We start from the raw sequence: 17,540 nt of genomic DNA on the forward strand, positions 1-17,540 counted from the left end.
GACCAGGCCGGACAGGCTCACCATCCGCGGCCATCGCCGCGGCATTCCGATGTCGGGGAAATCGCGCGACGCCTTTCCATCCGGACATGCCGTTCACATGGGTGCGCTTGCCTCTGCTGCTGGCCTGTTACCGCGCGGTCCGCGTCGCGCTTTGCGCGCCGTTGCCATCGGACTGTCGCTGACACGCATCGTCCTGCTGGCGCATTGGGCGAGCGACGTGGTGGCGGGCTTTGCGCTCGGCGCCGCGGTCGAGCGGCTGTTGAGACCGCGCGCGCTCATGAAGCGCAATGCGCGGGAACGGCCGTGACGGAGCAGGTCCTACGCTTCGTTGCGGGAGGCCTGATCGTATCCGCCTTCGCGATCCTGAGCGACATGCTGCGGCCCAAGAGCTTTGCCGGCCTGTTGAGCGCCGCACCCTCGGTCGCGCTGGCGACACTCGGCATTGCCGTCGCCCAGCATGGCGCGACTTACGCCGCGGCCGAAAGCTGGACAATGATCTATGGCGCCGTTGCGCTCGCCTGCTACAGCTTCGTCGTGTGCCAATTGCTGATGCGATGGCACATGGCGGCACTGTCCGCGACGATCATCTCTTTCGTCGTCTGGCTCGCCGTCGCGTTCGGACTGCTGACGAGCTTCGGGGGATTCACGTGATGCCCGTCAAGCTGTCGACGTCATCCCTGAAGCAAACGCATTGGTACGAATATCTCATCCGTTTCGTGCTCGGCGGTGCCGCGACCGTCCTGGCCGGTCTCATCGGCAAGCAATTCGGTACGTCCGTGGGCGGCCTGTTCCTCGCGCTGCCCGCGATCTTCTGTGCCAGCGCCACGCTGATCGATCGCCACGAACGCCACAAGAAGGAGAAGGCTGGTCTGAGCGGCGAAAGACGTGGCCGACAGGCTGCCGCACTCGATGCCGCGGGCGCCGGATTGGGAAGCGTCGGCCTCGTCACCTTCGCAGCTGTGTTCTACATCACCGTCCTGGCAAGCGTTGCAGTGGCCTTCGCAGTCGCGCTGCTCGCGTGGGGAATCGTTGCCGTGTCGATGTGGTGGCTGCGTCGCAAGCTGCGCGTCGCACGCCATGACCGGCAGCACGGCCACACATCTGCCGACCGGCTAGCGTCGTAGTGACAGAAACTCGTGCATCTCGGCGGCAGACTGAAGCTGCTCGAGACGCGCCAGAAGCAACTCGCGCTGCCGTCCACCTCGCAGTTTTGCAAGCTCGTCCTCGAGCCGGCGACGGTGCTCTTCGAGCCGTTGCTCGAATGTGTGGGGATCAGAACGTTTCCGTTTCCGCATCGCGACCTCGTGGGGGTTGCAGGCCCGGGCTATTGGCCCACCGGTCGAGTTGCTCAATCACCCTCCGATGACTTGGCCGGCGCGGCTCCGGCGCCTCGGGCTCTTCGGATAGTCTGCGCGGCAGTCTGACCTGATCGGGCATCGCTTCTCTCCAGTTTCTTGGAGCGATATTGAAGTCCAGCATGCACACTTATAGCCGCTCCCGCAATTACATAAGTTATTGATTTTGCGTGATAAATTCACTCATTTGGCGAAATTTGAGGAGCTTGCGGAACCCGCGCCGAGTTGGTTCGTTGAGTAAACTACTAACCTTGCCAATTTTGAGTGGCTGAACATGAACGATCTTCGCGCCGAGCGACTGCAAGTCATGCTCTCGCCTGAAGAACTGAGTGCAGTCGACGATTTCCGCTTCCGCCACCGCATGCCGACACGCGCCGCCGCGGTGCGCGAACTTCTCAAGCTTGGTCTCGCCAGTGCCGGCATCGATGGCCTGGCTGGTGTCAAGTCGAGCGACTATGGCGTGTTCGGTCGCGGCCCTGCCGGCCACACGCCGAGCGATGCCGAGGATTGATCGCACTTGCGAGAGCACAACGGCAAACGACCCCGGCACGGGTATGCCAGGGCCGTCCTTGGAGATTGCTTCCGGCCCACCGGGGTATGAAGCCGCAAGCAATCCACTTACGCGTCCGAGATGAATTCGTTCCTCTAGGTCTCAACCGGTCGGCGGCGTGCCGGAATCATCAGGGGTCATGCCCGACCCCGGCGTCTTGGCCTGATCGTTCAACTCGGGATCGCGCGTTGCTTCCTTCGACGGCGAACCCTTCGCACCGGATTTGTGTACGGACTGCGCGCGCTGCTTGTCGCGCGGCTGCTCCTCGGCGCGCTTGTCGCGAACGATGCCATGGTTGGAATGCGTCATGATTGTACTTCCCGCGTTTCGTCTGTCTTAAAGACGCTTACGCGCCGCAACCGCAATGGTTCCGGAGCAGCGGGGAATCAGGGAGGTCAACCGTGCCTAACTGCGCGCATGCTGCGCGACAGGCCGCGACGAATGCGCCAAATGGACTTGCCGCAGCGTCGTCACCGTCGCGAAGGTGGCGGAAATGCCAAACGCCATGATGAGGACGAACAGAGCCAGACGGGGAGCCATTGCAATCCTCCTGCTGGAAATGAACAAACGGGGTCTGTAGTGACCTTACTCCGGATCATCGTCAGTTGGTCGCGCATCGTCCGTGAGCGGTCTCACACGAGGACTCACGAACGCGAGAGCGGCTATGATGTCGGCTTCTTTTGCGGCACGCGTTGGGTGACTGGCGGGATTTCGCCGTCGAGCCAGTCCTGCTCCTCCGCCAGCGCCGACCAGGCTTCCGCCATCCGCTGGTAGCGTTTGAAGGCGGGTTGTCCCTCGGCCCGCTCGGCAAGATGCAGGCAGTTCTCGGCGTTTTCCCTGAAAATATCGGATTGCTTCATATCGGACAGGTGGGAAGCAAGGGTGCTGCACGCAACCGCCCTTACCGGATCGTAATGTCGCGGGAACTTCTGCTGCAACCCGCTATTGACGGTCCATGCGCATGATCGTCGCCACCGTCCTGTTGTTCATCAACACCGCCGTGCTCGCCGACAGTAGCGACGAGCGAACATGGGCAGGGCACGATTCCGTGCGCACACCGACGGCAACCGACGTCATCAGCGGCCTCTATGCGTTCGGGCGATTCCAGCAAGGCCTGCTCGAGAGCGCCGATCTCAGGGGCAATCAGGAGGTCAAGACCCTGGCGATCTCGCGGGCCGAGGATGCAGCAAAGCGCGACAAGGCGCTGAAGCAGATCCAGCAAGCGATCGGCGCCGAGCCGAACGTTCGCAAGGCCTCGACAGCGGGCGCCGCACTCACCGGCCCCGACGACTCTGAAGGGCCGACCTACGTCAGGCAATTCTACGCGGCGCAAGTCGCCGAATATGAAGAGACCATCGCCCTGCTCGAGCGCTATCTGCGAGCGCCCGACAATGACGCGCTCAGCGTCTTCGCGCGCGAACAATTGCCGGTCCTGCGGTCGCAGCTCAGGGACGCCGCGCGTACGATGGCCGACAAGTAGACACTCACCGTTCGGGATGATGCTGCTCGCTCTCCGGCTTCACGGTGCGATTGCTCTCGGGCATCTTGTCCCTGCCCTGGTCGCCATTGTTGTCCCGGCCGCCCGAGGTAGATGTGCCGCTGCCGCTCCGGCTCGGCTGCGTTGCCGCTCCCGTTGTCGGTGCGGAGCCGGGTGTAGCTGAACTCGCCGCCGGGTCTCCCGTGACGGCCCCTCGGCCGCTCGGTGCACCGTTTTGCGCATAGGCCGCGCCGGCGATCAGCAAGGTGGCCGCAATGGCTACGGTTACTATTCTCATAACACGCTCCTTCTTTTCACGGGCTAACCGGAGGTCGCGCGCTCCGTTCCGAACGTCCCGTTCTGCCGTTCCGCGTTGGGAACGACGCTCGCAAGCCGAAGAAAAAATTCCTGAAATCGATGGAACCCTGTTCCCTCCCCCGCGTTGTCTCGGCCGGGCTGAGCGAGGCAGGTTCCAGTTATTCGTGCTCCAATGTTGTAGCTTGATTTGGAATTTCGCTGACGTTCTATTTCCAGAACTGCGTACTGCTTTGGATTCGGAAACGCACCTGCGGGGGGAATGAAATGAGCGACCTCGATCCCGGACCACTTTCGCAATCCGGTCGTCGCGTCCCCAAACGAAAAGTGAATGGCACTCCGGAAGCCGACTCCCGGCAGGAATTGCTGCTGGCATTGCAAGCGATGCGCAGCGGTGATTTCTCCGTGCGCATGAGCGGCGACTATCTCGGCATCGATGGCAAGATCGCCGACACCTTCAATGAGATCATCGCCGCGAACCAGCGCATGGCACAGCAGCTCGAGCTGGTCGGCCAGGTGGTGGGGCGTGAAGGCAAGACGCGCCAGCGCGTCAAATTCGGCCTCGCCTCCGGCTCATGGGCCGACATGGAAGGCTCGGTCAACACGCTGATCGACGATCTCCTATGGCCGACCCGCGAGGTGACGCGCGCAGTCGCGGCGGTGGCGCAAGGCGACCTGCTGCAAACCGTCAAGCTCGACGTCGACGGCCGCCCCTTGCGCGGCGAATTCTTGCAATCGGCGACCATCGTCAACACCATGATCAAGCAGCTCGGCGTGTTCACCTCCGAGGTGACGCGCGTGGCCCGCGAGGTCGGCACCGAAGGCAAGCTCGGCGGTCAGGCCCAGGTACCGGAAGTGACCGGCGTCTGGAAGGATTTGACCGAGAGCGTCAACTCGATGGCGAACAACCTGACCAACCAGGTGCGCAACCTCGCAGAGGTGACGATCGCGGTGGCCAATGGCGACCTTTCCAAAAAGATCACGGTCGACGTCCGCGGCGAAATTTTGCAGCTCAAGGAAGCCATCAACACGATGGTGGACCAGCTTCGCTCCTTCGCCTCGGAAGTGACGCGCGTGGCGCGCGAGGTCGGCACCGACGGTAAGCTCGGCGGCCAGGCCATCGTGCCCGGCGTCGCCGGCACCTGGAAGGACCTCACCGACTCCGTCAATGCAATGTGTGGCAACCTGACCGCGCAGGTTCGCAATATCGCCCACGTGACCACCGCCGTGGCGCGCGGCGACCTGTCCCGCAAGATCACCGTGGACGTGCGCGGCGAAATTCTGGAGCTGAAGGACACCATCAACACCATGGTGGACCAGCTCAACTCCTTTGCATCCGAAGTGACGCGCGTCGCGCGCGAGGTCGGTACGGAAGGAAAGCTCGGCGGCCAGGCGCAAGTGCCCGGTGTGGCCGGCACCTGGAAGGACCTCACCGACAACGTCAACTTCATGGCCTCGAACCTGACTGCGCAGGTTCGCAACATCGCCGACGTCGCGACCGCGATCGCGAGCGGCGACCTCTCCAAGAAGATCACGGTGAACGTGTCGGGCGAGATCCTTCAGCTCAAGGAAACGCTCAACACCATGGTCGACCAGCTCAACGCGTTCGCCGGCGAAGTGACACGCGTGGCGCGCGAAGTCGGCACCGAAGGGCGGCTCGGCGGCCAGGCCAACGTGCTCGGCGTCGCCGGCACCTGGAAGGACCTCACGGAGAGCGTCAACTCGATGGCGTCGAACCTTACGGCGCAAGTCCGCAACATCGCCGAGGTGACGACGGCCGTCGCGGGCGGCGATCTCTCGAAGAAGATCACCGTGGACGTGCGCGGCGAGATCCTGGAGCTGAAGGACACCATCAACACCATGGTGGACCAGCTCAACGCATTCGCAGGCGAAGTGACGCGCGTCGCGCGCGAGGTCGGCACCGAAGGCAAGCTCGGCGGTCAGGCTCAGGTGCGTGGCGTCGCGGGCACCTGGAAGGACTTGACCGACTCGGTCAACTCGATGGCCTCGAACCTGACCGGCCAGGTCCGCAACATCGCCGAGGTCGCGACCGCCGTGGCCAAGGGCGACCTGTCGAAGAAGATCACCGTGAACGTGTCGGGCGAGATCCTTCAGCTCAAGGAAACGCTGAACACGATGGTCGACCAGCTCAACGCCTTCGCCGGTGAGGTGACGCGCGTCGCGCGCGAGGTCGGCACCGAAGGCAAGCTGGGCGGCCAGGCCGAGGTGCCCGGCGTCGCCGGCACCTGGAAGGATCTCACCGATAGCGTGAACTCGATGGCGGGTAACCTCACCGCCCAGGTCCGCAACATCGCCGAAGTGGCAACCGCAATCGCCGGCGGCGACTTGTCACGAAAAATTACCGTCGACGTGCGCGGCGAGATCCTTCAGCTCAAGGACACGCTGAACACGATGGTCGACCAGCTCAACCGCTTCGCGGGCGAGGTGACACGCGTGGCGCGCGAGGTCGGCACCGAAGGCCGTCTCGGCGGCCAGGCCAACGTGCCCGGCGTCGCCGGGACCTGGAAGGACCTCACCGATAGCGTGAACTCGATGGCGGGCAACCTCACCGCCCAAGTCCGCAACATCGCCGAAGTGACGACTGCCGTGGCGCGCGGCGACTTGTCGCGCAAGATCACCGTCGATGTGCGCGGCGAGATCCTTGAGCTGAAAAACACCATCAACACCATGGTGGACCAGCTCAACGCCTTCGCTTCGGAAGTGACGCGCGTCGCGCGCGAGGTCGGCACCGAAGGCAAGCTCGGCGGCCAGGCACAAGTGCCTGAAGTCGCCGGCACCTGGAAGGACCTCACCGACAACGTCAACTTCATGGCTTCGAACCTGACCGCACAGGTGCGCAACATCGCCGAGGTCGCCACCGCCATTGCCGGCGGCGACCTTTCGAAGAAGATCACGGTCGACGTGCGCGGCGAGATCCTGCTGCTGAAGGACACTCTGAACACGATGGTCGAGCAACTCCGCTCCTTCGCCGCCGAAGTGACGCGCGTCGCGCGCGAGGTCGGCACCGAGGGTCGGCTCGGCGGTCAAGCCGTGGTGCCCGGCGTGGGTGGCACCTGGAAGGACCTCACCGACAACGTCAATCTCCTGGCCGCAAATCTCACCACGCAGGTGCGCAACATCGCCGAGGTCACGACCGCCGTGGCCCGCGGCGACCTCTCCCGCAAGATCACCGTCGATGTGAAGGGCGAGATCCTCGAGCTGAAGAACACCATCAACACCATGGTGGACCAGCTCAACGCCTTCGCCGGCGAGGTGACGCGCGTCGCGCGCGAGGTCGGCACCGAAGGCAAGCTCGGCGGCCAGGCCCAGGTGCCTGGCGTCGCCGGCACCTGGAAGGACCTCACCGACACCGTGAACTTCATGGCGGCGAACCTCACCGAGCAGGTGCGCGGCATCGTCAAGGTCGTGACCGCGGTTGCCAACGGCGACCTGAAGCAGAATCTCACGGTGAAATCGAAGGGCGAGGTCGCCGCTCTGGGCGATACCATCAACAACATGACCGAGACGCTCGCGACCTTCGCCGATCAGGTTACGTCGGTGGCGCGCGAGGTCGGCGTCGAGGGACGCCTTGGCGGCCAGGCCAACGTGCCGGGCGCGGCCGGCACCTGGAAGGACCTGACCGGCAACGTCAATCTGCTGGCGGCGAATCTCACCTCGCAGGTGCGCGCCATCGCGGAGGTCGCGACCGCCGTGACCAAGGGCGACCTGACCCGGTCGATCCAGGTCGATGCCCGCGGCGAGGTCGCAGAGCTGAAAGACAACATCAACACCATGATCACCAACCTGCGTCTCACCACGGACGTGAACACCGAGCAGGATTGGCTGAAGACGAACCTTGCCAAATTCACCAACATGCTCCAGGGCCAGCGCGACCTCACCACCGTCGGCCGTCTCCTGCTCTCCGAGCTGTCGCCGCTGGTGAATGCCCATACCGGCGTGATCTACCAGATCGAGAACGAGGACAGCCCGCAGCTCCGCCTACTAGCCTCCTATGCCGGCGACGGCGCCTATCCCTATCCGCAGGTGCTGCAATTCGGTGACGGTCTCTCCGGGCAATGTGCGCTCGACAAGCGCCCGCGCGTGATCGCGGACATCCCGGCCGACGTGGTGCCGGTCAACTCGGCGCTGCTGCGCGCCGTGCCGAAGAATCTGGTGGTACTGCCGGTGCTGTTCGAGAGCCAGGTCAAGGCTGTGATCGAGCTCGCCTCGCTCGCCTCATTCACGACCTCGCAAATGACTTTCCTGGAGCAGCTCACGGACTCCATCGGCATCGTGCTCAACTCGATCGAGGCGACGATGCAGACCGAAGGCCTGCTCAAGCAGTCGCAACAGCTTGCAGGTGAGCTCCAGGCCCAGCAGCGCGAATTGCAGCAGACCAACGACCAGCTCGAGCAGAAGGCGCAGCAGCTCGCCGAGCGCAACGTGGAAGTCGAGCGCAAGAACCAGGAGATCGAACAGGCCCGCCGCGCACTCGAGGAGAAAGCAACCGAACTTGCGCTGACCTCGAAATACAAGTCCGAATTCCTCGCCAATATGAGCCACGAACTGCGTACGCCGCTGAACTCGATCCTGATCCTCGGCCAGCAGCTCACCGACAATCCGGATGGCAACCTCTCGGCGAAGCAGGTCGAGTTCGCCCGCACGATCCACGGCGCCGGCACCGACCTGTTGAACCTGATCAGCGACATTCTCGATCTTTCCAAGATCGAGTCCGGCACAGTGACGGTCGATGCCGAGGAGATCCTGACCGCGAACCTGCTGGAGACCGTCGGGCGTCCGTTCCGGCACGAGGCGGAGAACCGCAACCTGTCCTTCAACATCGAGGTCGATCCGAACCTCGCCCGCAGCATCGTCACCGACTCCAAGCGGCTGCAACAGGTGCTGAAGAACCTGTTGTCGAACGCCTTCAAGTTCACGGCCGATGGCGGCGTGCGCCTGAAGGTCGCCGATGCGCCCGGCGGCTGGACACCGGATCACCCCGTGCTCAACGCTGCACCGGCAGTGATCGCGTTCGAGGTCTCGGATACCGGCATCGGCATTCCCCTGGAGAAGCAGAAGCTGATCTTCGAGGCCTTCCAGCAGGCCGACGCCGGCACCAGTCGCAAATATGGCGGCACCGGCCTCGGGCTCGCTATCAGCCGCGAGCTCGCAAGCCTGCTTGGCGGCGAGATCCATCTGCGCAGCGCGACTGGCAAGGGCTCCACTTTCACGCTGTACCTGCCGCTCAAATACTCGGGGCCGACGCTCGCGCCACGGGCCGCGCCCACGGCCAACCAGCCGCCCGCGCTCCAGGCGCAGGCGACTGCGCCCGAGCGGGTCATCGAGCAACTTCCTGACGACCGGCTCAATCTCGAGCCGGGAGACACCATTCTGTTGATCGTCGAGGACGACCCGCATTATGCCCGCGTGCTGGTCGATCTCGCCCGCGACAAGGGTTTCAAGGTGCTGGTCGCCGCACGCGGCGCTGAAGCCCTGGAGCTCGCCAAGCAATATCAGCCGACGGCGGTGTCGCTCGACGTCTTCCTGCCGGACATGCTGGGCTGGACGGTGTTGAGCCAGCTCAAGCATAATCCACTGACCCGCCACATCCCCGTGCAGATCATCACGCTGGACGAGGACCGCCAGCACGCACTCGCTCGCGGTGCCTTCTCCTTCGTCAACAAGCCGACGACGACCGAGGGCGTTTCCGCCGCGCTGACCCAGATCAAGGAATACGCAAGGCCGCGGCGCAAGCGGCTCCTCATCGTCGAGGACAACGAAGCGGAGCAGCTCTCGATCCGCGAGCTGCTGCATCACGACGACATCGAGATCGTGGCGACCGACACCGGCGCTGGCGCGCTCTCGACGCTGCGCGACGCTCCTTGCGATTGCGTGGTGCTGGATCTACGCTTGCCGGACATGAGCGGGTTCGAGGTGCTGGACCAAATCCGCAGCGACGAGAGGCTGTCGAACATTCCGGTCGTGGTCTTCACGGGGCGCGAGCTCTCGGCCGAAGAGGATGCCGAGCTCCACACCATGGCGCGCAGCATCGTGGTCAAGGGTGTGGAGTCGCCCGAACGCCTGCTTGACGAGACCGCGCTGTTCCTGCACCGGGTGATCACGGAGCTGCCGACCGAGAAGCAGCGCATGCTGGAGAAGCTGAACAGTTCCGACGAGGACCTGATCGGCAAGACCGCCCTGCTCGTCGACGACGATGCCCGCAACATCTTCGCGCTGTCGAGCGTGCTGGAACGTCGCGGCATGAAGGTGCTGACCGCCACCACCGGCCGCGAGGCGGTGGCGCTGGTGGAATCCAATCCGGAGATCGCGATCGTGCTGATGGACATCATGATGCCGCAGATGGATGGCTATCAGACCATCGGCGTGATTCGGGAGAACCCGGCCTTTTTGCGCCTGCCGATCATCGCGCTGACCGCGAAGGCGATGAAGGGCGATCGGGAGAAATGTCTGGAAGCGGGCGCTTCCGACTATCTCGCCAAACCCGTCAACACCGATCAATTGCTGCTTGCGATCCGCATGTGGCTGCATCGCTGAGTGGGATCCGAATATGGACCACGAAAAGGTCAACATCCTCCTCGTCGACGACCAGCCGGCCAAGCTGCTCGCCTATGAGGTGATCCTGAAGGACCTCGGCGAGAACCTCGTGATCGCCTCCTCCGGCCGCGAGGCGCTGGAAATCCTGCTGAAGAGCGAGATCGCGGTGATCCTGGTCGACGTGTGCATGCCCGAGCTCGACGGCTTCGAGCTCGCGGCGATGATCCGCGAGCATCCGCGCTTCCAGAAGATCGCGATGATCTTCATCTCGGCAATCCAGGTTTCCGACATCGATCGCCTGCGCGGCTACGAGATGGGCGCGGTCGACTACGTTCCGGTGCCGGTCGTGCCGGAGGTGCTGCGAGCCAAGATCAAGGTGTTCGCTGAACTCTATCGCAAGACGCGCGAGCTCGAGCGGCTGAACCAGGAACTGGAGGATCGCGTTCGCGCGCGCACCGCCGAGCTTGAGAGCTCCACCGCCAAGCTGCTCGAGAGCGAGCAACGGCGCAGCATGGCGATCGCCGCCGGCAAGATGGGATCCTGGGACTGGGACTGGATCAACGGCGACTGGATGTGGGACGAAGGTCAGTATCGCATCTTCGGCGTCAGCCCGGAGACCTTCTACGTCACCTCGGCCAGCGTGCAGGCGCTGCTGCACCCCGACGATGTCGATCAATTCCGCAAGGCGATCGCCGAATTCAACACGGGCACGCGCGCCTACGAAGCCGAATTCCGCATTCAGCGGCCGGATGGCGAGGTGCGCTGGTGCGTCGGAACGGCGGCGGCAACGCTGGACGGAAACGGTCGCGTGGTGCGGGTGAGCGGCGTCACTGTCGACATCACCGAGCGCAAGCGCGCCGAAGATCGGCAGAACCTGCTCGCCCGCGAAGTCGACCACCGCGCCAAGAACGCCCTGGCGCTCGCGCAATCAATCGTCCGGCTGACCCGCGCCGACGACGTCAAGACCTACGTCAATGCCGTCGAAGGACGTATCAATGCGCTGGCGCGCGTGCACACCATCCTGTCGCTGTCGAGCTGGCAGGGCGCCGAGATCAACAAGCTCATCGAGGAGGAGCTCGCGCCCTATTCACTCGGCGGCCAGATCCGTCTGTCGGGTCCCGAAGTGCAGCTCGTGCCGGCTACCGCGCAAACGCTGGCGCTGGCGCTGCACGAGCTGTTCACCAATTCGGCCAAATACGGCGCGTTGTCGACACGGTCGGGGCGGCTTGCGATCGGCTGGGAGGTGAGTGGCGAGATGCTCGCGCTGACCTGGGAGGAATCCGGGGGGCCCCTGGTCAGGCAGCCGAAGGCGCGCGGCTTTGGTACCAAGAGCCTGCTCGCGAGCGTCGAGTCCCAACTCGGCGGACAGGCGCAGTTCGATTGGCGCGCCGAGGGTCTTCTGTGCCGCCTCGAAGTGCCGCTGACACGGAAGGCGACGCTGCCGGCAGCCGGAAATTTCGACGCAGCGATCGCCGGCGAATTGCAGCGCGCCTCGGGCTAGCGCCGGGCCCGCACCCTCACCGCCTGCATCTGCAACGGCGCATCAGCGATGCGCCCCTCAAGCCAGGCTTCGCTCCGCTCCAGATCGCGCAATGCCATCGCGTAGCTTCGCGCGGCGCGCTGCTCCGCACCACGCGGCAGCGTGCGCGCCTTGCGCAGCATTTCCGCCGCCGCGTTGCGATAGGCAAGGGAGCGGTACAGAAAGATCACCTTTCCCATTCGAGCTTTCCTTGTCGTTGCTCCAGTCCCGACCTTCTCACGCCTCTCATGAACGCCACCTGAAGATCGCGCACTATGAATATTTGTTCAGGAAGACGCGGCCTCAGAGGAACTCGCGATGATCCAGTGCGTTTTTCCGGACGATTGCCGAGGGCGACAATGCGAACGCGAAAATCGCCACGTTTGGTTTCGACGGCCGGCGCCATCACGTTGATGACGCAGGCGATGATGGGCGCCGCCCTCGGACTCACCTTCGGCCTCGCGCTGGTGCTCATCAATCCTGCCGTTGCGACACTGCTCAGGGCTGGCGGAAGCCCGACCATTTTCGTGTTCGTCATCACACTCGTGACGAGCTTTGCGATCGGCGCAACGCTGACCGGTGCCGTATTCGTTTTGATGGATGACAAGGAAACTTGAAGCACGCGCGACGGCGCATGTTGAGCTCGCGCTGGAACTCTCGCGCCCAATCGCTGTTGGCTCCCTGCGTCAATTTTACTCAAGGGAGTTCCGCGCATGAACAAAACCAAGCTCGCCTTAGCCATGATCCTGGCCACCGGCCTCGCCGCCGCGCCATTGGCTGCCCAAGCCAAAACGCACAAAAAGCACCATTCGTCCGCGACGTCGTCGCAGACCACGACCGGTGCGAACATGAAATCGAGCGGCGGCGGAGCCGCCAATCCATCGAGCCAGGGCAATGTCGGCCCGGGCACCAATCAAGCCGGCAGCATGAACACGCCGAGCAGCTCGAAGTGAGCGCATTTGCACCACCCGGAAGAGCCCCGCATCTGCGGGGCTTTTTCTTGCTTGACAGGATCCGACGCGCGATGCGGCTAACTAAGGCGCAATGAGATGAGGACGAATCGTCATCGCGCTTTGGGATGTTGTTTAAGCATGATCTCTTCGGAAAAAACGCTCCAGACGCTTCCGGATCATGATTTAGCGCCACATCGTGGGGGCACGGTTGAGCGCATCGCGGCCGGCGCGACTGAGTTCGTCGGCCGAGCAGCAGCCCATCCGGATCATCTCGATGACTGTCGCGGCAACGCGCTCGCGCGCGGCCGTCTCGGATGCGGGTATGCCCGCGCAGATCTCAGCGAGAACCGCGCGCAGCAGCGCTGTCGTCTCGGTGTCCGACATCGGAAAACTCCGGCACGTCGCGGGACGTGTCCGACATAGCCCCGTCGGATGTCAGGCATGTTAAGGCTTAAGGTCGGAACGGGACAGCGCTATGCTTTGCGGCTCGCACTTCACGAGGGTTTCGAGCATCGCGCGCTTTCGCGCAATCAAAAGCAGGGCTGCGGCATCGTCGAGGCCCGCACGCTGCAACTGGCGAATGGCTGAGCCCAGTTCGAGAATCTCTGCACGCAGTTTCAGAATCCGGTACGAGTCCGGGTCCTCATCCACGGCGAGCCTCCGAAAAGTTTAGCAGCGAGCAGCGATGCGCTGCGGTTTGCCCGCATTCTTCACCTCGGCGCGTAGTCTTACCCGCTCTCCGATATTAGGCACGAAATCGCCGCCACCGGCCGACTTCCAGTCGGCGATCAGCCGCTTCATGTCCTGGCGCAATCCGAGCAATCGCACCGCGCTTTCGCTGCAATCGCGATCGCGGTTGACCAGGTCGCGCACCGACGTCTCAAGGTCGATCATACCCGACCTTAAAGCACTGATTTTACGACGAATTTCATTAATTCTGTTGTCCATGGCTTGTTAGAACAAAATAAGAACATATAGTCAAGTCACGATTCAGGGATGGAGAGTGGAAATGCGAGTGGAAGGTAAATACGACGCCAAGGATTTCCTCACCGCGCAGATGACGCGGGCCCAGGTCCTGCGGCTGAGGCGGCTGAGCGAGGAAGCCTATCAGCCCGGTCAGTATGCGAGGGATCTCAGCTTCGACGAGGCCGCAAAGCGCATCCAGGCGTTGGAGGCCGAGATCGAGCTTGCCAATTCGTTCTGACCTGCCGGCTCACTTCCGCGCAAAGGCCTCCTTGAGGAAGCAGAGCCCGTCATAGGTAAGCCGCGACTCGCCCGTCTCCCCTCTGGCGATCTCCGCTTCGAGGAAGGTCTCGAGCTCAGGGAGCGCGCGTTCGAACTTGTCGCGCGCGCCCATCATCTCGCAGGTCTCGCGGATGCGTTCGATCGGCCTGTCGAGGATGTTGATCGTGACCATTGCGGTTAATCCGCACTGCTGCCGGTCCGTTCCGCGCGGGATGATTTTGTTCTCCGCCACGCGTCAACCGCCGGCGGTGACGCGCCAGACGGTGTTGCCGGAATCATCCGCAATCAGAAGCGCGCCGGATTTGTCGACCGCCAGCCCCACCGGACGACCGCGCGCCTTGTTGTCGCTGTCGAGAAAGCCGGTCACGACGTCCTGTGCCTTGCCGTCGGGCTGGCCGTCCCTGAACGGTACATACACGACCTTGTAGCCGTTGAGCGTCTGGCGATTCCAGCTACCGTGCTCGCCGACGAAGGCGCCGCCGCGGTAGCTCTCTGGCAGCGCGCTCGCTGTGTAGAAGGCAAGCCCCAGGGGAGCGACGTGCGAGCTCAGCGCATAGTCGGGTACAATCGCGCTTTCCACGAGATCCGGCCGCTGCGGCTGCACGCGCGGATCAAGGTGCTTGCCATAATAACTGTACGGCCAGCCGTAGAAGCCGCCGTCCTTCACCGAGGTCAGATAGTCGGGCACGAGATCGGGACCGAGCTCGTCGCGCTCGTTGACGATGGTCCAGAGTTTTCCGCTCTGCGGCTCGAAGCCGAGCCCGGTTGGATTGCGCAAACCTTCCGCGAACAGGCGCGAGCGTCCCGTCTCACGATCGACCTCCCAGATCGCGGCGCGATCGCGCTCGGCGCCGATCCCGTTCTCAACGATGTTGCTGTTGGAGCCGACGCCGACATAGAGCTTCGAGCCGTCCGGGCTCGCGATCATCGCCTTGGTCCAGTGGTGGTCGATCGGACCGCCCGGCAACGGCGTCAACACCGTGCCGGACGCGGTGATCCTGGTGTCGCCCTCATGGTAAGGATATTTCACGATCGCATCGGTGTTGGCGACGTAGAGATCGTTGCCGACTAACGCCACGCCGAAGGGCGATTTGAGTTGATCGAGGAAGGTGCTCTGCACCTCCGGTACGCCGTCGCCATTGCTGTCGCGCAACAGCGTGATCCGGTTGCTCGCTGCCTCCTCGCCGCCGGACGTCGCCATCTTCTCGATCCAGCCCATGACTACGGATTTGGGACGATGGACCGGCTCGATCGCCGGCGATTTGGACTCGACCACCAGCACGTCGCCATTGGGCAGCACGAAGATCGATCGCGGATGCTGCAATCCCTTGGCGAGGGCCTTGATCTTCAAGCCTTTCGCTACAGCCGGCGTCTCGTTCTCCTTCCAGCCGATGATGCGGGCAACGTTCATGGGCGGAAACAAATATTGCTGAATCGCGGGCAGATTGGGCTGCGATCCGACCTGCGCCGCCGGATCGCCACCGCCATCATTGCAGCCAGCGAGAAGCGCCAGAGACGTTCCGGCAAGTGCGAGCTTCGCGATCTGCCGTTTGCACGAGAACGACATCATCGCGCGATCCCGATCCGGTCACGATAGACCATCGTCCAGCCCTGCCAGCCCGTGAACAACAACAGCAGCACCACGATGGCGGAAAGGATCAGCCCAGTGGGCACGACCGAGGTCCAGCCGTCGCGGCTGTGGACGAAGGCGTTGGCGAGCGACAACACCATGACCAGCACATTGCCGGCCAGATGCAGCCAGGCTGCGCTATGCGCTCGCACCAGGCGATTGCTGAGAAAATCCGTCAGCCCGGCAATCGCGGCCAGCGTTCCCATGACAAGGCCCGCCAGCAGCAGCCAGGATGAAAAGTTCGCCCACATCACGTCCGCCGTCCGCCAATAGGCGAGATCGGTGACCAGCGTTCCGACGAAGCAGACGATCGGAAACGGCACCAGCATTGGATGGATCGGATGCTTGGCAATGTGGACGGTGGGGCCGAGATCGGTGGTCGTCAAGACTGAGAACCTCACGCTGAGGAATGCGTGTTGGACCAACAGTTTCATATCGCGGCCGTTCCTATCTCGGCCGCTCCAAACGGAACCATGCATATGTGGAGCGGTTCTGTCCTTGAAGGGAGGATGCTCATGGCACGCAAGGCAAAGAAACGGCGCTATTCGAGAAGCTCCGGCAAGGACGTCGAAAGCGAGATGCGTCGCTACAAGAAAGGCACGGCCAAGAGCGGTCGTGGTGGACGCGGTGGGCGCGTAAAGAGCCGCAAGCAGGCGATCGCGATCGGCTTGTCGAAGGCGCGCAAGAAGGGCAAGAAGGTCCCGAAGAAGAAGACGTCGAAACGGAAGAGCTCGAAGAAGAAGTCGAGCAAGAAGCGTTCCGGGTGAGACGACATCCGGCGGCGCGCGAAGTTCTCGTGCGCCGCGCAATGTCGATGCCTGCCCTTCAGATCATGGTGCCGGGCATGAAGCAGCGGATCGAAATGCCGAACGCCGTTTTCACCGGCCAGACCATGGTTCGCCCGGCGCGGTTTGGCTCCGTGATAACGGCCTCATCGGGCACCTCGACCCACTGACCGTCGATGCGCACGCGATAGTGCCCCCCATATGATTCCCAATCGGGATCGGCTACAGCCACGCCATCGGCATCTGAGCAACATGGACCGAGATGGCTGCGCAGGCTGTCGAACCATGGCTTGAGCGGCGAATCCGCATAGCGTCCGTCGTCGCGACCCAGCGCGCTTTGGGTGCAGAGCACAAGCGGCACCAGCAGTAACGCGCGCCTGCTGAAGGCCTTCAATCGATCCATCGTTGCACCGATCCCTGACGAGGTCCGGTTCCACAAAGCAGCCCCCTCGGGGAGTTCCGCCGATGCAACCGTTGCTCGCCCGCCGAGTCGCAAAGGCGACTCGCGACCACTTTGAGTGAATGTGGATTTTTGGGCCGAACCCTGTCCGTAACAGATCCGTTAACGCGAATGTTATCGGTCGCCGCCGGCTTATCCCCTCAACTGAGCCGCTTTCGCCGATGGCGATCATCGTGGAACGCGGCCAAACTTCCAAATCAAACCAGCAGCGTTCCCGAAACGGTTATCGGCGGCAGGTGTTGGTCCGGCGTGTGAAGACAACGGAGACAGCACATGAACTGGAAACGATTTGCCGCAGCCGCAGTCCTCACCACCGCCATGGCTGCGCCTGCGTTGGCGCAGGAGCCTCACGCGCGTTCGGTAGCCGCAAGGAACCACCATGGAGAGGTTTACTACCATGAGGGCTCGGGTTTCTGGCCGGGCGACCTAGCCGCCGGCGTGGTCGGCGGCGCGATCGGAACGGCAGGTGCGATTGCGACCGCGCCGTTCCGCGGCGGGTATTGCGAACCCGGCATGACCTATATCGGTCCAGACGGCTTGCGACACCGCTGCTGGTAAGCCGCGTCGATACGAAAGAGGCGGCCGCGAGGCCGCCTCTTTACTTTTTGCGCAAACTTTCTTTGCTCAGGCGAGTGGCACCGCGACGAATTTCGTCGCCTCCGCGCTCTTCACCTGCAACAGCACGCTGCGCTTGCC

At 63.3% G+C, this 17,540-nt stretch carries 25 protein-coding genes; 12 read left to right on the plus strand and 13 right to left on the minus strand.

Annotated elements, in window-relative coordinates; translation table 11 throughout:
* The 3 genes from SO140_RS43435 to SO140_RS43445 all read left to right on the plus strand — a co-directional run.
* Positions 1-307, plus strand: a 307-nt coding sequence (locus SO140_RS43435) for a phosphatase PAP2 family protein (protein WP_498544070.1), incomplete at its 5' end; no start/stop codon positions are given.
* On the plus strand, positions 304-651 hold the full coding sequence (locus SO140_RS43440; protein WP_449378688.1) for a DUF3147 family protein: 348 nt from the start codon (positions 304-306) through the stop codon (positions 649-651). The genes SO140_RS43435 and SO140_RS43440, both read left to right, overlap by 4 nt.
* Positions 651-1,124 carry a DUF3147 family protein gene (locus tag SO140_RS43445; RefSeq protein ID WP_449378689.1) on the plus strand — a complete coding sequence of 158 codons (474 nt, stop codon included), beginning with the start codon at positions 651-653 and terminating at the stop codon, positions 1,122-1,124. Before SO140_RS43440 ends, SO140_RS43445 begins: the two co-directional genes overlap by 1 nt.
* On the opposite strand, the gene SO140_RS43450 is transcribed toward SO140_RS43445, so the two are convergent.
* Positions 1,113-1,295 carry a hypothetical protein gene (locus SO140_RS43450; RefSeq protein ID WP_449378690.1) on the minus strand — a complete coding sequence of 61 codons (183 nt, stop codon included), beginning with the start codon at positions 1,293-1,295 and terminating at the stop codon, positions 1,113-1,115. The two genes, SO140_RS43445 and SO140_RS43450, sit on opposite strands and share 12 nt — an antisense overlap.
* Before the next feature lie 334 nt (positions 1,296-1,629).
* Between SO140_RS43450 and SO140_RS43455 the strand changes: the two genes are divergently transcribed.
* Positions 1,630-1,866: a hypothetical protein gene (locus SO140_RS43455; RefSeq protein ID WP_449378691.1), complete on the plus strand. Its 237-nt coding sequence runs from the start codon at positions 1,630-1,632 to the stop codon at positions 1,864-1,866.
* A 141-nt stretch (positions 1,867-2,007) separates the two neighbouring features.
* Here SO140_RS43455 and SO140_RS43460 read toward each other — a convergent pair whose 3' ends face one another.
* From SO140_RS43460 to SO140_RS43470, 3 genes are all read right to left on the minus strand, one after another.
* Positions 2,008-2,214, minus strand: coding sequence for a hypothetical protein (locus SO140_RS43460; RefSeq protein ID WP_449378692.1), 207 nt, complete (start codon positions 2,212-2,214; stop codon positions 2,008-2,010).
* 96 nt (positions 2,215-2,310) lie between these two features.
* The gene (locus tag SO140_RS43465; RefSeq protein ID WP_449378693.1) at positions 2,311-2,445 is read right to left on the minus strand and encodes a hypothetical protein; all 135 of its coding nucleotides are present in this window, start codon (positions 2,443-2,445) and stop codon (positions 2,311-2,313) included.
* 122 nt (positions 2,446-2,567) lie between these two features.
* A complete protein-coding gene (locus SO140_RS43470; protein ID WP_449378774.1) occupies positions 2,568-2,765 on the minus strand; it encodes a hypothetical protein in 198 nt (65 codons plus the stop codon).
* Positions 2,766-2,860: 95 nt separating this feature from the next.
* Between SO140_RS43470 and SO140_RS43475 the strand changes: the two genes are divergently transcribed.
* Positions 2,861-3,385 carry a DUF4142 domain-containing protein gene (locus SO140_RS43475; RefSeq protein WP_449378694.1) on the plus strand — a complete coding sequence of 175 codons (525 nt, stop codon included), beginning with the start codon at positions 2,861-2,863 and terminating at the stop codon, positions 3,383-3,385.
* A 4-nt stretch (positions 3,386-3,389) separates the two neighbouring features.
* Here SO140_RS43475 and SO140_RS43480 read toward each other — a convergent pair whose 3' ends face one another.
* The gene (locus SO140_RS43480; protein WP_449378695.1) at positions 3,390-3,680 is read right to left on the minus strand and encodes a hypothetical protein; all 291 of its coding nucleotides are present in this window, start codon (positions 3,678-3,680) and stop codon (positions 3,390-3,392) included.
* 284 nt (positions 3,681-3,964) lie between these two features.
* Here SO140_RS43480 and SO140_RS43485 point away from each other — a divergent pair, with 284 nt between their 5' ends.
* Together SO140_RS43485 and SO140_RS43490 are read left to right on the plus strand one after the other, a co-directional pair.
* Positions 3,965-10,252, plus strand: coding sequence for a HAMP domain-containing protein (locus SO140_RS43485; RefSeq protein WP_449378696.1), 6,288 nt, complete (start codon positions 3,965-3,967; stop codon positions 10,250-10,252).
* 13 nt (positions 10,253-10,265) lie between these two features.
* Entirely contained in the window at positions 10,266-11,753 is a 1,488-nt protein-coding gene (locus SO140_RS43490) for an HWE histidine kinase domain-containing protein (protein WP_449378697.1), read from the plus strand.
* Here the strand turns inward: SO140_RS43490 and SO140_RS43495 are convergent.
* On the minus strand, positions 11,750-11,971 hold the full coding sequence (locus tag SO140_RS43495; protein ID WP_254107440.1) for a hypothetical protein: 222 nt from the start codon (positions 11,969-11,971) through the stop codon (positions 11,750-11,752). The genes SO140_RS43490 and SO140_RS43495 overlap by 4 nt on opposite strands.
* A 159-nt stretch (positions 11,972-12,130) precedes the next feature.
* Here SO140_RS43495 and SO140_RS43500 point away from each other — a divergent pair, with 159 nt between their 5' ends.
* Both SO140_RS43500 and SO140_RS43505 read left to right on the plus strand, forming a co-directional pair.
* A complete protein-coding gene (locus SO140_RS43500) occupies positions 12,131-12,388 on the plus strand; it encodes a hypothetical protein (protein WP_449378698.1) in 258 nt (85 codons plus the stop codon).
* A gap of 96 nt (positions 12,389-12,484) precedes the next feature.
* On the plus strand, positions 12,485-12,724 hold the full coding sequence (locus SO140_RS43505; protein ID WP_449378699.1) for a hypothetical protein: 240 nt from the start codon (positions 12,485-12,487) through the stop codon (positions 12,722-12,724).
* A gap of 183 nt (positions 12,725-12,907) precedes the next feature.
* Here SO140_RS43505 and SO140_RS43510 read toward each other — a convergent pair whose 3' ends face one another.
* Genes SO140_RS43510 through SO140_RS43520 form a run of 3 tightly spaced genes read right to left on the minus strand, consistent with a single transcriptional unit; the run spans position 12,908 to position 13,672 of the window.
* Positions 12,908-13,108: a hypothetical protein gene (locus SO140_RS43510; protein ID WP_449378700.1), complete on the minus strand. Its 201-nt coding sequence runs from the start codon at positions 13,106-13,108 to the stop codon at positions 12,908-12,910.
* Between the two features lie 60 nt (positions 13,109-13,168).
* Entirely contained in the window at positions 13,169-13,375 is a 207-nt protein-coding gene (locus tag SO140_RS43515; protein ID WP_449378701.1) for a hypothetical protein, read from the minus strand.
* A gap of 18 nt (positions 13,376-13,393) precedes the next feature.
* Positions 13,394-13,672, minus strand: a complete 279-nt coding sequence (locus SO140_RS43520; RefSeq protein ID WP_449378702.1) for a hypothetical protein — start codon at positions 13,670-13,672, stop codon at positions 13,394-13,396.
* A gap of 61 nt (positions 13,673-13,733) precedes the next feature.
* Between SO140_RS43520 and SO140_RS43525 the strand changes: the two genes are divergently transcribed.
* Entirely contained in the window at positions 13,734-13,928 is a 195-nt protein-coding gene (locus SO140_RS43525) for a DUF3072 domain-containing protein (protein ID WP_449378703.1), read from the plus strand.
* A 9-nt stretch (positions 13,929-13,937) separates the two neighbouring features.
* Here SO140_RS43525 and SO140_RS43530 read toward each other — a convergent pair whose 3' ends face one another.
* The 3 genes from SO140_RS43530 to SO140_RS43540 form a co-directional block, all read right to left on the minus strand.
* Positions 13,938-14,141, minus strand: a complete 204-nt coding sequence (locus SO140_RS43530; protein ID WP_449378704.1) for a hypothetical protein — start codon at positions 14,139-14,141, stop codon at positions 13,938-13,940.
* Between the two features lie 63 nt (positions 14,142-14,204).
* Positions 14,205-15,539 (minus strand): PQQ-dependent sugar dehydrogenase, encoded by a 1,335-nt coding sequence (locus tag SO140_RS43535; protein ID WP_449378705.1) that lies wholly within the window; start codon positions 15,537-15,539, stop codon positions 14,205-14,207.
* Entirely contained in the window at positions 15,536-15,985 is a 450-nt protein-coding gene (locus SO140_RS43540; protein WP_449378706.1) for a DUF2231 domain-containing protein, read from the minus strand. Before SO140_RS43540 ends, SO140_RS43535 begins: the two co-directional genes overlap by 4 nt.
* 129 nt (positions 15,986-16,114) lie before the next feature.
* Between SO140_RS43540 and SO140_RS43545 the strand changes: the two genes are divergently transcribed.
* A complete protein-coding gene (locus SO140_RS43545) occupies positions 16,115-16,366 on the plus strand; it encodes a DUF6496 domain-containing protein (RefSeq protein ID WP_449378707.1) in 252 nt (83 codons plus the stop codon).
* A gap of 58 nt (positions 16,367-16,424) precedes the next feature.
* Here SO140_RS43545 and SO140_RS43550 read toward each other — a convergent pair whose 3' ends face one another.
* Complete coding sequence (locus tag SO140_RS43550; RefSeq protein WP_449378708.1) at positions 16,425-16,787, minus strand: hypothetical protein; 363 nt, start codon at positions 16,785-16,787, stop codon at positions 16,425-16,427.
* Between the two features lie 330 nt (positions 16,788-17,117).
* Between SO140_RS43550 and SO140_RS43555 the strand changes: the two genes are divergently transcribed.
* Entirely contained in the window at positions 17,118-17,402 is a 285-nt protein-coding gene (locus SO140_RS43555; RefSeq protein ID WP_449378709.1) for a hypothetical protein, read from the plus strand.
* Positions 17,403-17,540: the final 138 nt, after the last annotated feature.

This window comes from Bradyrhizobium sp. UFLA05-108 (genome assembly GCF_059803455.1).